Source organism: Pseudomonas sp. QL9 (assembly GCF_041409665.1).
GTDB lineage: Bacteria > Pseudomonadota > Gammaproteobacteria > Pseudomonadales > Pseudomonadaceae > Pseudomonas > Pseudomonas knackmussii.
Map to the genome: position 1 here is coordinate 5,629,568 of NZ_CP166971.1, position 12,981 is coordinate 5,642,548.

The 12,981-nt window shown below is 65.4% G+C and carries 11 protein-coding genes; 6 read left to right on the forward strand and 5 right to left on the reverse strand.

Features of this window, described 5'->3' with window-relative positions:
• Positions 1-45: 45 nt before the first annotated feature.
• The 3 genes from ACA097_RS26170 to ACA097_RS26180 all read left to right on the forward strand — a co-directional run bounded on the left by ACA097_RS26170 (position 46) and on the right by ACA097_RS26180 (position 4,091).
• Positions 46-1,065 carry a zinc-dependent alcohol dehydrogenase family protein gene (locus ACA097_RS26170; RefSeq protein ID WP_371367060.1) on the forward strand — a complete coding sequence of 340 codons (1,020 nt, stop codon included), beginning with the start codon at positions 46-48 and terminating at the stop codon, positions 1,063-1,065.
• Between the two features lie 303 nt (positions 1,066-1,368).
• The gene (locus ACA097_RS26175; RefSeq protein ID WP_160287297.1) at positions 1,369-1,827 is read left to right on the forward strand and encodes a (2Fe-2S)-binding protein; all 459 of its coding nucleotides are present in this window, start codon (positions 1,369-1,371) and stop codon (positions 1,825-1,827) included.
• An 11-nt stretch (positions 1,828-1,838) separates the two neighbouring features.
• Complete coding sequence (locus ACA097_RS26180) at positions 1,839-4,091, forward strand: molybdopterin cofactor-binding domain-containing protein (RefSeq protein ID WP_371367062.1); 2,253 nt, start codon at positions 1,839-1,841, stop codon at positions 4,089-4,091.
• A 52-nt stretch (positions 4,092-4,143) separates the two neighbouring features.
• Here ACA097_RS26180 and ptrC read toward each other — a convergent pair whose 3' ends face one another.
• Entirely contained in the window at positions 4,144-4,329 is a 186-nt protein-coding gene (gene ptrC / locus ACA097_RS26185; RefSeq protein WP_043252726.1) for a type III secretion system co-regulatory protein PtrC, read from the reverse strand.
• A 186-nt stretch (positions 4,330-4,515) separates the two neighbouring features.
• On the opposite strand from ptrC, the gene ACA097_RS26190 reads away from it, so the two are divergent.
• Positions 4,516-4,851 carry a ribonuclease E inhibitor RraB gene (locus ACA097_RS26190; RefSeq protein ID WP_043252724.1) on the forward strand — a complete coding sequence of 112 codons (336 nt, stop codon included), beginning with the start codon at positions 4,516-4,518 and terminating at the stop codon, positions 4,849-4,851.
• Positions 4,852-5,001: 150 nt separating this feature from the next.
• On the opposite strand, the gene ACA097_RS26195 is transcribed toward ACA097_RS26190, so the two are convergent.
• Positions 5,002-5,649 carry a DsbA family oxidoreductase gene (locus tag ACA097_RS26195; RefSeq protein ID WP_371367065.1) on the reverse strand — a complete coding sequence of 216 codons (648 nt, stop codon included), beginning with the start codon at positions 5,647-5,649 and terminating at the stop codon, positions 5,002-5,004.
• 568 nt (positions 5,650-6,217) lie between these two features.
• Between ACA097_RS26195 and fusA the strand changes: the two genes are divergently transcribed.
• Entirely contained in the window at positions 6,218-8,326 is a 2,109-nt protein-coding gene (gene fusA, locus ACA097_RS26200; RefSeq protein WP_371367069.1) for an elongation factor G, read from the forward strand.
• A 47-nt stretch (positions 8,327-8,373) separates the two neighbouring features.
• Here the strand turns inward: fusA and ACA097_RS26205 are convergent, their stop codons facing one another.
• Entirely contained in the window at positions 8,374-9,372 is a 999-nt protein-coding gene (locus ACA097_RS26205) for a zinc-dependent alcohol dehydrogenase family protein (protein ID WP_371367071.1), read from the reverse strand.
• A 114-nt stretch (positions 9,373-9,486) separates the two neighbouring features.
• Between ACA097_RS26205 and ACA097_RS26210 the strand changes: the two genes are divergently transcribed.
• Positions 9,487-10,395, forward strand: a complete 909-nt coding sequence (locus ACA097_RS26210; RefSeq protein ID WP_371367073.1) for a LysR family transcriptional regulator — start codon at positions 9,487-9,489, stop codon at positions 10,393-10,395.
• Here the strand turns inward: ACA097_RS26210 and ACA097_RS26215 are convergent.
• Positions 10,383-11,171, reverse strand: a complete 789-nt coding sequence (locus tag ACA097_RS26215) for a carbon-nitrogen hydrolase family protein (RefSeq protein WP_371367075.1) — start codon at positions 11,169-11,171, stop codon at positions 10,383-10,385. The genes ACA097_RS26210 and ACA097_RS26215 overlap by 13 nt on opposite strands.
• A gap of 16 nt (positions 11,172-11,187) precedes the next feature.
• Complete coding sequence (locus ACA097_RS26220; protein ID WP_371367077.1) at positions 11,188-12,870, reverse strand: flavin monoamine oxidase family protein; 1,683 nt, start codon at positions 12,868-12,870, stop codon at positions 11,188-11,190.
• Positions 12,871-12,981 lie beyond the last annotated feature (111 nt).

The following is a 12,981-nucleotide window of genomic DNA, read 5'->3' on the forward strand; positions in this document are numbered from 1 at the left end:
CGGATAGAGTCCGTGGCTATAAAGCACTACAAGGCGAGGTATGTGATGTCCCGCATGATCCGTTTCCACCAGTTTGGTGATGCCTCGGTTCTCAAGCTCGAGGAAGTTCCGACTCCGCAACCGGGGCCGGATGAAGTCCTGATCCGCAGTCAGGCGCTCGGCGTCACCTGGCGTGACGTGCTCTGGCGGCAGAACCTGGCCCCCGACCAGCCGAAACTGCCGGCTGGCATCGGCTATGAGGTGGCCGGCGTGGTTGAGGCCGTGGGCAAGAATGTCACCGACCTGGAGCCCGGCATGGCTGTGGCCAGCTTCCCGGCCGACTCGCCGAACCTGTATCCGGCCTGGGGCGATCACGTGCTGATGCCGCGCACCTCGCTCACCCGCTATCCCGAAGTGCTGAGTCCGGTCGAAGCGTCGGTGCACTACACCGGCCTGCTGTCCGCCTACTTCGCCTTCGTCGAGCTGGCCAAGCTGCAGCCCGGGCAGACCGTGCTGATCACCGAAGCCGGCCATTGCCTGGCGCCGCAGTCGGTGCAACTGGCCAAGGCGCTGGGCGCAAAGGTGATCGCCACCACCAGTCACGAAGGCTCTCGCGACTTCATCCGCAGCCTGGGTGCCGACAAGATCATCTACACCGAGGAGCAGGACCTGGTCCTGGAAGTCGAGCGCTTCACCGAGGGCAAGGGCGTCGAGGTGATCCTCGACCAGTGCGCTGGCCCGCAGATGAAGCTGCTGGGGGACGTTGCCGCACAGCGCGGCAAGCTGATCCTCTATGGCATCAATGGCGGCAACGACGCAGCCTTCCCGGCTTGTGCGGCGTTCAAGAAGCACCTGCAGTTCTATCGTCACTGCGTTCTGGACTTCACCGGCCAGCCGGAGATCGGACTGACCCGCAACGACGAAGCGGTACAACGCGCGCTGCAGGCGATCAACCAGATGACCGCCGACCAGCTGCTCAAGCCGAATGTCGACAAGGTCTTCGACTTCGCCCAGTACCGCGACGCCAGCTACTACATGGAAACCTGTCCGGGCGGTGGACGGGTGGCGATGAAGGTCGCCGACTGACGCTGCGAGCGCCGCACTGAAAGAAGCCACTCCCCGGAGTGGCTTCTTCTTTTTCGCCCGGCGATTGCTGTAGGAGCGAGCTTGCTCGCGAACCTGTCGGAGCTGGGCTGTTCGCGAGCAAGCTCGCTCCTACAAGGTCTGGCGACAGGATCAGGCAATCCGTCGCAGGACCGGGCAAACCGTTCGGCACCTTTTCCCCTTATCTTTCCGGCAATCAGCCGGACCCGGACCTAGGCTGAATCCATTCACGCGCCTCGGCTCCGCCGGCGCTCGACCCATCACCCTGCAGAGGTGAAACGCCTGATGATCAAACTCACCCTCAACGGCAAGGACCACGAATTCGACGCGCCCGGCGAAATGCCGCTGCTCTGGGCGCTGCGCGACGTGGCTCTGCTCACCGGCACCAAGTACGGCTGCGGCATGGCCCTGTGCGGTGCTTGCACCGTGCATGTCGACGGCCAACCCACGCGCTCCTGCGTAACGCCGTTGGCCTCCGTGGCCGGCAAGAAGATCACCACCATCGAGGCGGTGGCCGAGCAGCCGGCCGGCAAGGCCGTGCAGGAGGCCTGGCGCAAGCTGGACGTGGTGCAGTGCGGCTACTGCCAGTCCGGCCAGATCATGTCGGCCACCGCGCTGCTGGCGAGCAACAAGTCGCCCAGCGACGCCGACATCGATGGCGCCATGAGCGGCAACATCTGCCGCTGCGCCACTTACGTGCGCATTCGCGCGGCCATCCACGAAGCAGCCAAGAGCCTGGCCTGAGGAGACGCGAAATGAGCGAACTGCAGACCTCCCTCGGCGAGCCGGAAGAGAACGCCGGCGGCATTCTCAACGTCAGCCGCCGGCATTTCTTGCGTGGCGCAGGCGGATTGGCACTGGGCATCTATTTCGCACCGCTGCTTGGGCGTTTCGGCGTGGCGGAGGCGGCGGCCAAGTCTTTCGAGCCCAACGCCTTCGTGCGCATCACCCCGGACGGCATGGTCACGGTGATCGCCAAGCACGTGGAAATGGGGCAGGGCAGCTACACCGGCCTGGCCACGTTGCTGGCCGAGGAGCTGGACGCCGACTGGAACCACGTCGTCGTCGAAGGCGCGCCGGCCGATGCGAAGCGCTACGCCAACCTGGCTTTCGGGACCCTGCAGGGCACCGGCGGCAGCAGCGCCATGGCCAACTCCTTCGAACAGATGCGCAAGGCCGGGGCGAGCGCGAAGGCCATGCTAGTTGCCGCCGCAGCGCAGCAATGGAAGGTGCCGGCGGAGCAGATCGAGGTTCACCAGGGCGTCGTCGAGCACAAGGCTTCCGGGCGCAAGGCGAGCTTCGGCGAGTTGGCCGAGGCTGCGGCGAAGCAGCCGGTGCCGGCCGAGGTGAAGCTCAAGGAGCCGAAGGATTTCGTCCTCATCGGCCAGCAACAGCTGCCGCGCAAGGACACCCCCGACAAGACCGACGGGAAGGCGCACTTCACCCAGGACGTGCACCTGCCGGGCATGCTGGTCGCGGTGGTGGCGCACCCTCCGCGCTTCGGCGGCGTGCCCAGGAAGGTTGATGACAGCAAAGCCAAGGCGGTGCCCGGCGTGGTCGCGGTGGTCGAGTTCCCCGGCAGCGAGCGGCGTTTCGCCGGGGTGGCAGTACTGGCGAAGAACACCTGGGCGGCACGCCAGGGCCGCGATGCTCTGCAGGTCGAATGGGACGAGAGCAAGGCATTCCGCCTGGGCAGCAAGGAGATATTCGCCAAGTACCACGAACTGGCCGGCAAGCCCGGCGTGGTGGCGCGCAACGAAGGCGACGCCGCCAAGGCGCTGGAGAGCCCGGCCAAGACCATCGAGGCCGAGTTCCGTTTCCCCTATCTGGCGCACGCCTCGATGGAACCGCTGAACTGCGTGGTCAAGCTCTCTGACGGCGCCTGCGAGATCTGGAACGGCGAGCAGTGGCAGACCGGCGACCAGATGGCGGTGGGGCAACTGCTCGGCATTCCGCTGGAGAAGGTGGCCATCACTCAGCTGTACGCCGGCGGCAGCTTCGGACGGCGCGCCAACCCGCACTCGGACTATGTGCTGGAGGCGGTGGCGATCGCCAAGGCCGCGCGCGAACAGGGCCACAAGGTGCCGATCAAGATGGTCTGGACCCGCGAGGACGATACCCGTGGTGGCTACTACCGCCCGGCGTTCCTGCACACCGCGCGCCTGGCCCTGGACGCCAACGGCAACCTGGTGGGATGGCAGCAGCATCTGGTCGGCCAGTCGTTCATGGTCGGCACGCCCTTCGAGAAGGTGCTGGTCAAGGACGGCGTCGACAAGGTCGCGGTGGAGGGTGCGGCGGATCTGCCCTATGCAGTACCGAACCTGCGGGTCGAGCAGTCCCTCGCCGAAGGCATTGGCGTGCCCACGCAGTGGTGGCGTTCGGTAGGCCACACGCACACTGCCTATTCGACTGAAACGTTGATCGACGAAGCGGCGATCCTGGCCGGCAAGGACCCTTACGAGTACCGTCGCGCGCTGCTGGACAAGCATCCGCGGCACCTGGGGGCGCTCGACCTGGTGGCCGAAAAGGCTGGCTGGAAGCAGCCGCTGGCGGCCGGTGCCGAGGGCGAGAAGCGTGGCCGTGGGATCGCGGTGCACGAATCCTTCGGCAGCTTTGTCGCGCAGGTGGTGGAAGTCACGGTGAAGGCCGACAAGAGCTTCAAGGTCGACCGCGTGGTGTGTGCCGTGGATTGCGGCCTGGCGATCAACCCCGACGTGATTCGCGCGCAAATGGAAGGTGGGATCGGCTTCGGCCTGGCGATGGCCTTGCACAGCGCTATCACCCTCAAGGATGGCGTGGTGGAGCAGTCCAACTTCCACGACTTCCAGGTCCTGCGGATGAACGAGATGCCGGCGGTCGAAGTGCACATAGTCCCTTCTGCCGAGGCCCCGACCGGGGTCGGTGAGCCGGGTGTGCCGCCGTTGGCGCCGGCGTTGGCCAATGCCCTGGCGGCGGCGACCGGCAAGCGCATTCGCAACCTGCCCATCGCCAATCAACTGCAGGCCTGAAATGCGCGCGGCCCGCTTCCCTGACGGAAGCGGGCCGCAACGTTACGGGTATTCAGGCGGCCTGGCGGATCAACTCGCGCAGTGCGCGGCGCTCGTCCGGCAGGGTCGGCGCTTCGCGCAGAACCAGCTCGCCATCAGCATCCTCGAAAGCCACCTGGGTCTCGAAGTGCAGGCTCATCTCGTCCAGCGTGATGTAGGTGATGCGGTAGGCCTCGTGGCCTTGGGCGTCGTCGTTCATGGCAGGGGCCCTCGCGGTTCGTAGGGCGATAATGCGGCGAGGCGCCGCAGGGCAGAAGTGAACGCGCGTGATGGTCGATATCAGCGATAGCGATGCAGTGAGAAATCGGGCGCGCGCGCGCCACTCCGTTTATCCTTGTAGGCATGCGCCCGGCTGGGCGTACTTTCCCTTGATTGGAGCAGTGACATGACCCGCGACAAGCAACTTTTCCCGGACGACGAGATCGGCGACGCCCTCTGGGCCCTGCAAGAGGACGGCGAGGATCTTTCGTTCGAGCGCGAAGTGGAGTTCGCCGTGATCTTCCCGGACGAACAGGCGGCGCTGGATTTTGCAATCATGCTGCTGCAAAACGGCCAGAAGGTGGCCTACTCGGAGTATGACGGCGACGAAAAACTGCCCTGGCAGGTGCTGGCCTACCCGGTGATGGAGCCGAGCCACGAGAACATCAGCGGCTACGAGCAGCTGCTGGCCGAGCACTCGGAGCCGCTGGGCGGCAAGACCGACGGCTGGTCGGCGCTCTAAGCGCTTTCCAGGTGTGAAAAAGCCGGGGCAGGTCCCCGGCTTTTTTGTGCGCGCCGCCCGCTCCCGTAGGAGCGGATCTCATCCGCGAACGACGCAGGAGTCTCTGGCCATCGCGGACAAGGTCCGCTCCTACAGGTGTTCGTGGCAGTTTCAGACCTTGCTCGCCACCTGCCGCAGCGCCTGCTCGTAGTAATCCGCCGATTGCGCCCCGGAAATCAGCTGGCGGCCGTCGATGATCACCGCCGGCACCGCGCGGATGCCATGGCTGGTGAAGAACTCCTCTTCCTCGATCACTTCGCTGGCGTAGGCGTCGCTGTCGAGGATTTCGCGGGTGCGTACCGGGTCCAGCCCTACAGCGGTGGCCAGGTCCAGCAGCACCTCGGCATCGCTGATGTTGCGACCCTCGCCGAAATAGGCGTGGAGCATGGCCTGTTTCAGCGCCAGGCCGCGATGCTGCTCGCTGGCCCAGTGCAGCAGGCGGTGGGCATTGAAGGTGTTGTAGATGCGGTTACGCTTGTGCAGGTCGAAGTGGAAACCCACCTCGGCGCCGAAATCGCGGATGCGTTGGTGATTGCCGGCGATCTCCTCGGTACTGCCGCCGTACTTGCGCTGCAGGTGCTCGACCAGGTCCTCGCCCTCGGCCGCCATGTCGGCGTTCAGCTCGAACGGCTTGATGTGCAGTTCGACCTCCACCTCGGACTCGACGCGGCGAATGGCCTCCAGCAGACCGGTCAGGCCGATGGCGCACCAGGGGCAGACCACGTCGGAGACGAAATCGAGGGAAATGGTGGCGCGCATGGCAGAGCTCTCCGGCAGAAAGGGCAGGCATCAAGCATGGACCCAGGAGTGCCGGGGAATCCAGCGCAGTCGCCTGGGCTGGCGAAGCTGTGTGATTTTGATTCTAGATTGTAAGTGTAAAGTATTGATAATTAACGAGTTAGAATTTTCTAGAAATTACTTTAACTGGGTAGCACCGCTGTCCGTCCAATCGCTTGAATGTCAGGGTGTTCGGCTGTGGCAAGCCAATCAATAGTGAATCCGTATTCTAGAAAAGAATCATAAGATATTGATTCTAAAAGACTGTTATTTGAGTGAATCGCTAGGCGTGGCCGCCGAGCCGGATAGGGGCGCCATGCTTTGGCGCATTGCCGGCCAAGCACCAGGGCAATAGCCGAGCACCCCCTTCGCAAGCAGCCGGTCGGGGGCTGCGTCGGCAGTGGAAAGCCGCACTGGAATTGCCACGCAGACGCGCTAACGTGAGCCTGTCCCGAATGAAATTTCCGAAGGTTGGCGGTCTTCAACGGGGCCTCCCGCGGGGACCCGAGGTCGTCGAAGTCTCAGTCATTCAGCAGATACGGAGCAGATCATGGCTCGCACCACGCCCATCGAGCTTTATCGCAACATCGGCATAGTCGCGCACGTGGACGCCGGCAAGACCACCACCACCGAGCGCATCCTTTTCTACACCGGCGTCAATCACAAGATGGGCGAGGTGCACGACGGCGCGGCGACCATGGACTGGATGGTGCAGGAGCAGGAGCGCGGCATCACCATCACCTCGGCCGCCACCACCGCCTTCTGGCAGGGCTCGACCAAGCAGTACCCACACAAATACCGCTTCAACATCATCGACACCCCCGGCCACGTCGACTTCACCATCGAGGTGGAGCGTTCGCTACGCGTGCTCGATGGCGCCGTGGTGGTGTTCAGCGGTGCCGACGGCGTCGAGCCGCAGTCCGAGACGGTGTGGCGCCAGGCCAACAAGTACCACGTGCCGCGCCTGGCCTACGTGAACAAGATGGACCGCCAGGGCGCCGACTTCCTGCGCGTGGTCGCGCAGATCAAGCAGCGCCTGGGGCACACGCCGGTGCCTATCCAGCTGGCGATAGGCGCCGAAGAGAACTTCAACGGGCAGATCGACCTGGTGAAGATGAAGGCCATCTACTGGAACGACGACGACCAGGGCACCAGCTACCGCGAGGAAGACATCCCCGCCGAGCTGCAGCCGCTGGCCGAGGAATGGCGCGCACACATGATCGAGGCCGCCGCCGAAGCCAACGAAGACCTGATGAACAAGTACCTCGAAGGCGAGGAACTGAGCCTGGAGGAAATCAAGGCCGGCCTGCGCCAGCGTACCCTGGCCAACGAGATCGTTCCGGCGGTGCTCGGCTCATCCTTCAAGAACAAGGGCGTGCCGCTGGTGCTCGACGCGGTGATCGACTATCTGCCGGCCCCCTCGGAGATCCCGGCGATCAAGGGCACCCACCCGGACGACGAGGAGAAACACGACGAACGCCATGCCGACGACGGCGAGCCGTTCTCGTCGCTGGCCTTCAAGATCGCCACCGACCCCTTCGTCGGCACCCTGACCTTCGCCCGCGTGTATTCCGGCGTGCTGACTTCCGGCGATGCGGTACTCAATTCGGTGAAGGGCAAGAAGGAACGCGTCGGGCGGATGGTGCAGATGCACGCGAATCAGCGCGAGGAGATCAAGGAGGTACGCGCCGGTGACATCGCCGCGCTGATCGGCATGAAGGACGTCACCACCGGCGACACCCTGTGCGACCTCAACAAGCCGATCGTCCTCGAACGCATGGACTTCCCCGATCCGGTGATCTCGGTGGCGGTGGAGCCCAAGACCAAGGCCGACCAGGAAAAGATGGGCATCGCCCTGTCCAAGCTGGCCCAGGAGGACCCGTCGTTCCGCGTGAAGACCGACGAGGAGACCGGGCAGACGATCATTTCCGGGATGGGCGAGCTGCACCTGGACATCATCGTCGACCGCATGCGCCGCGAGTTCAACGTCGAAGCCAACATCGGCAAGCCGCAGGTGGCCTACCGCGAAGCGATCCGCAAGAAGTGCGAGATCGAAGGCAAGTTCGTCCGCCAGTCCGGTGGGCGTGGGCAGTTCGGCCACTGCTGGATTCGCTTCGAGCCCGGCGAAGAGGGCAAGGACGGCCTGGAGTTCGTCAACGAGGTGGTCGGCGGGGTGATCCCGCGCGAGTTCATCCCGGCGATCCAGAAGGGCATCGAGGAGCAGATGCAGAACGGCGTGCTCGCCGGTTATCCGCTGATCGGCCTGAAAGCCACGGTGTTCGACGGCTCCTACCACGACGTCGATTCCAGCGAGATGGCCTTTAAGATCGCCGCCTCCATGGCCACCAAGCAGCTCTCGCAGAAGGGTGGCGCGGTATTGCTGGAGCCGGTGATGAAGGTCGAGGTGGTGACGCCGGAGGACTACATGGGCGACGTGATGGGCGACCTGAACCGCCGGCGCGGCCTGATCCAGGGCATGGAGGAAACCCCGGCGGGCAAGGTGATCCGCGCCGAGGTGCCGCTGGGCGAGATGTTCGGCTATGCCACCGACGTACGCTCCATGTCCCAGGGGCGGGCGAGCTACTCGATGGAGTTCACCAAGTACGCGGAGGCGCCGGCGAGCATCGCCGAGGCCATCGTCAAGAAGAACAACGGCTGACCGGACGTCATGGTCACAAGGGCGCCTTCGGGCGCCCTTGTCGTTGCTCAGATATCGACCACCACCTTGCCCCGGGCTTCACCACGCAGGACTCGCTGATGGGCAGCCTCGGCGTCGTCGAGGGAAAAGCGTTGCTCATCCAGACGCACCCGCAGATCGCCGGCATCGACCCGTTGGGCGATCGCGGCGAGGATCTCGCCGTGGTGTGCCGCGTTGCGCCCGCTGAGCAGCGGTAGCAGGGTGAAAACGCCCGAGTAGCTGGCGCCGCGGAACGACAGGGGGGCCAGTTTGTGTTCGCCCCAACCCAGGCAGCTGACCACATGCCCGGAGTAGTAGCGGGCGGCGGCGAAGGCGGCATCAAGCGTGGCTCCACCGACGGTGTCGTAGACGATGTCGAAGCCTTCGCCCTCGGTCAGCCGCTGCACATACTGCTCCACGGTTTCGTCACGGTAATCGATGGGGCTCGCACCCAGCGCCTCGATGGATTCGCGCTGGGCAGCCGAGCCGGTTGCAAAGACCTCGGCGCCGAAGGCACGCGCCAGTTGTACGACGATATGACCAACGCCGCCTGCGCCGCCGTGCACCAGAACCTTGTGCCCGACGCCGACCCGCGCGCGGTCCACCAGGCCCTCCCAGGCGGTGATGGCGATCAGGGGCAGGGCGGCAGCCTCGCGCATCGACAGGCTGGCGGGTTTGCGTGCGAGCAGGCGGGCGTCCACGGCAACGTATTCCGCCAGCGAGCCCTGGCGGCCGCCGATACCGCTGGCCATGCCGTAGACCTCGTCGCCTGGGGCGAAAGTGGTGACACCTGCACCGATCGCCTCGACCACGCCGGCCAGGTCCATGCCCAGAACCGCCGGCAGCGGTTGCCGTGCGTGGGCGCCTTGCCCGGCGCGGATCTTCAGGTCCAGCGGGTTGACGCCGCTGGCATGCACGCGCACCAGCACTTCACCGGCCGCAGCTTGCGGGCGAGGCAGTCGAACCGGTTGCAGTGGGCCGCCGGGTTGGGCGACGAGTTGGGCGCGCATACTGGTCGAAGGGTTCATGGTCGTGCTCCGTCGAGGGGGTGTGGGACTATTCTCCGGCGTCGCTCTCATGCCGATAAGACGCCTAATCGCTATAGTTGGCATTCCATATCGGCATGAGTTGGAGTCCCCTCCATGGATCGCCTGGAAGCCATGCGAATCTTTGTCCGGGTAGTTGAACGCGGAAGCTTTTCTGCCGTCGCACGTGAGTTGGGTAGCAGCCAGCCGAACATCAGCAAGCAGATTCGCGCGCTGGAACAGGCTCTCGGTGGAAGCCTGCTGGCACGGAGCACGCGCAGCCTGTCGCTGACAGACGAAGGGCAGCGCTATTACGCCGATTGTCGGCAGATTCTGGCCGCGGTGGATGCAGCCGAGCGCAGTTTCCAGAGTGGCCGCGAAGCGGTGGCCGGGCCCCTGCGGATCGCCTCCTCGGTGAGTTTCGGCCGTGCGCAGATCGCGACCTGTTTGCCGGCGTTCCTCGAGCACTATCCCCAGGTGCGGGTCGAGTTGCAGCTCAGCGATCGCAACGAGGACCTGTTGGGTGAGGGCGTGGACGTAGCTGTCCGCATCGGCGAGTTGCGCGACAGCAACCTTGTGGGCCGCTCGCTGGGGACGCTCTCGCGGGCCCTGCTGGCATCACCGGCGTACCTGGAGCGCCATGGCGAGCCGGAGACGCCAGAGGCCCTTCGGCAACACAACTGCCTGGTCTTCAGCCAGCTGGCCGACCACCATCGCTGGCGCTTGCGAAGTGGCGAGCGGCAAGTTTCGGTCAGCGTCAGCGGCAATGTATCGAGCAACAATTCGGAGGCCATCCGCGAGTTGGTGCTGGCCGGGCAAGGCATCTCGCTGTCGCCGCTCTGGGCGTTTCGCGCCGATGTGGAGGCAGGTCGGGTCCGGCTGATCCTGCCGGCGTGGCGACCGGAGGCGTTGCCGATCCATGTGCTGTATCCGCCTAACCGGCGGCAGTCGGCGCGAGTGCTCGCCTTCGTCGAATTCCTTGGCGAGCACCTGCAGCAGGGGGCGGTACTGGATCAGGGGCGATAGAGCGTCGGCCGGCGTAGCCGCAGGTAGCTGAAGCCTTCGCGAACCATCGCGATGCGCTCAGGCTCCAGATCGGCGATCAGCAGTTGCTCCGGCTCGCGGGCGCGGGCAAGGATCTGGCCGTCCGGCGCGACCACGCAGCTGAGCCCGCAGTAGTCCAGCTCGCCTTCGGGGCCCTGGAAGTTCGCGTAGGCGAGGAACACCTGGTTCTCGTAGGCGCGGCAGGGCACCACCACTTCCGGCACGAACTCGTAGGGACGCATGTTGGCCGTCGGCACCAGCACCAGGTCGGCGCCGGCCAGCGCCAGGGTACGCACCGCTTCGGGGAATTCGACGTCGAAGCAGATCAGCAGGCCGAGCTTCCAGCCATCCAGCTCGAACAGCGCCGGCGGCTCGTCGGAAGGGCTGAACTGACTGTTGTCGAGGTCGCCGTAGAGGTGCGTCTTGCGGTAGTTGGCATGGCGTTCGCCGTGGCGGTCGATCAACTGCACGCTGTTGAAGGGCGCGCCGGCCGGGTTGCGTTCCGGGTAGCCGTAGAGGATGCCCAGGCGGTTTTCCCGGGCGATCTCGGCGATCGCCTGGGCGGTGCTGCCGGCGGCGTCCTCGGCGAGTTCGGCGACCCGCGCCGCGCCGATGTTGTAGCCGCTGACGAACATTTCCGGGCAGACCAGCAGATCCACCGACTGGGCGGCCGCGCGTTGCGCGGCCTCCCGCAGCCGGCGCAGGTTGCCGGCGAGGTCATCGGGCCCGGGTGGGCACTGGTAGAGGGCAAGGCGCATGGCGCTCACTCCTTGGTCAATCGGGCAGGGCGATCGGGCCCAGTTCGGCATAGCAATCGCCGGGGCCGGGGTTGTCCGCATGGGTGGCGCCGCCGAAGTGGCGCATGATGCCCCACACGGCGTTCAGCGAGGTCTGCACCGCGCCTTCCACCCACGCTGGAGTCCAGGATACATCGTCGCCGGCGATGAAGATGCCGCGCTGCTCGGCGGGCAGGTCGTCCTGCATGAAGTGCGAGTACATGCGGTGGTTGTAGCGGTAATGGCCGGGCAGGGCGCCCTTGAACGCACCGAGGAAGTGCGGATCGGCCTCCCAGGAAACGGTGATCGGGTTACCGATGATGTGGCTGGCGATGTCCACCTTCGGGTAGACCTTCTTCAGCGCATCCAGGGCCAGCTGCACGCGCTTCTCCACCGGGTGCGGCAGCATCTTCATGGCGTCGCTCATCCAGGAGTAGGACAGGCAGATCACGCCCGGCTTGTCGTCGCCGTTGTCGAACAGATAGGTGCCACGGGTGAGGCGGTCGGTCAGGGTCATGCTCATGACGTCGCGGCCGGTTTCCGGGTCCTTGTCCTTCCAGAAGGGCCGGTCGACCATGACGAAGGTCTTCGACGACTGCATGTAGCGGGTGCGGTCCAGGGCCATCCACATCTTCTGCGAGAACAGCGCTTCCTCGCATTCGATCTGGGTGGTCAGCAGCCAGCTCTGGCAGGTGGTCAGCACCGCGGCGAATTCGCGGGTGTCGCCCCAGTAGTCGGTGACCGCCAGGTTGCCGTTGGCCACGCGGGCAATCTTCTTCACGCCCGGGCGCGGCGCGCCGTTGTGCAGCTTGGCCAGGGAGGTGCCGGCCGGCCAGTGTGCGCATGCTTCCGGCTCGTGGCTCCAGATCCCGCGCGGCACCTGCTCGACGCCGCCGACGACCAGGTGCTGGTGGTCGTCGCAGTTGGTCATCACCACGCGGAAGATTTCCAGCATGGAGTTGGGGAAATCGGAGTCCCAGCCGCCGGTGCCGAAGCCGACCTGGCCGAAGATCTCGCGGTGCTGGAAGGACAGGCGTGAGAAGGCCTTGGAGCTGGCGACGAAGTCGTAGAAGGTGCGGTCGTCCCACAGCGGCACCAGCTCATCCCACAGGGCCTTGAGCTTCACGGTATCGCGTTCGCGGATGGCGTCCTGGATCTCGCCGAAGCGCGCGCCGTCCTCAAGGGCGTCGGCCCAGGCCTGGGCGACGTCGCGGAAGATCTGCGGCAGGTCGTCGATCTTCTCGGCGTAGTGGCTGGTGCCTTCGAGATCGACCACGGTGCTGCCCGAGGCCGAAGTCAGCGGGTTCGGGAAAGGCTTGGTTTCCAGGCCCAGCTTGTCGACGTAGTGGTAGAAGGCGGTGCTGGAGACCGGGAAGCGCATGCCACCGAGCTCGGCGATGATGCCCTCGGCGCCCTCGAAGGATTCCGAACGCAGGCGTCCGCCCATCTTCGCCGCTTCGTAGACCACCGGCTTCAGGCCGAGCTTCATCAGCTCGTAGGCCGCCACCAGGCCGGAAATGCCGGCGCCGACGATGGCCACTTCCTTGCCGTGGTTTTCGGCCGGAATGCTGCCCAGGCCGGCCGGGTGCTCCAGCCAGTCGTCGAAGGCGAAGGGGAAGTCCGGGCCGAAGATGGTGACGGGTTTCTTGCCGGGGGTGTGGGGGTGGCGGTTCTTGTGCATTGGAATCTCCCAACTGGATGGCGGGTCGGCCTGGCTATCAGCATTGCCCGGAAGCAGGGTCTACGCCCTGTCGCACGCAGCGCGCCGGACGCGTTCCGATGGACGGCGACG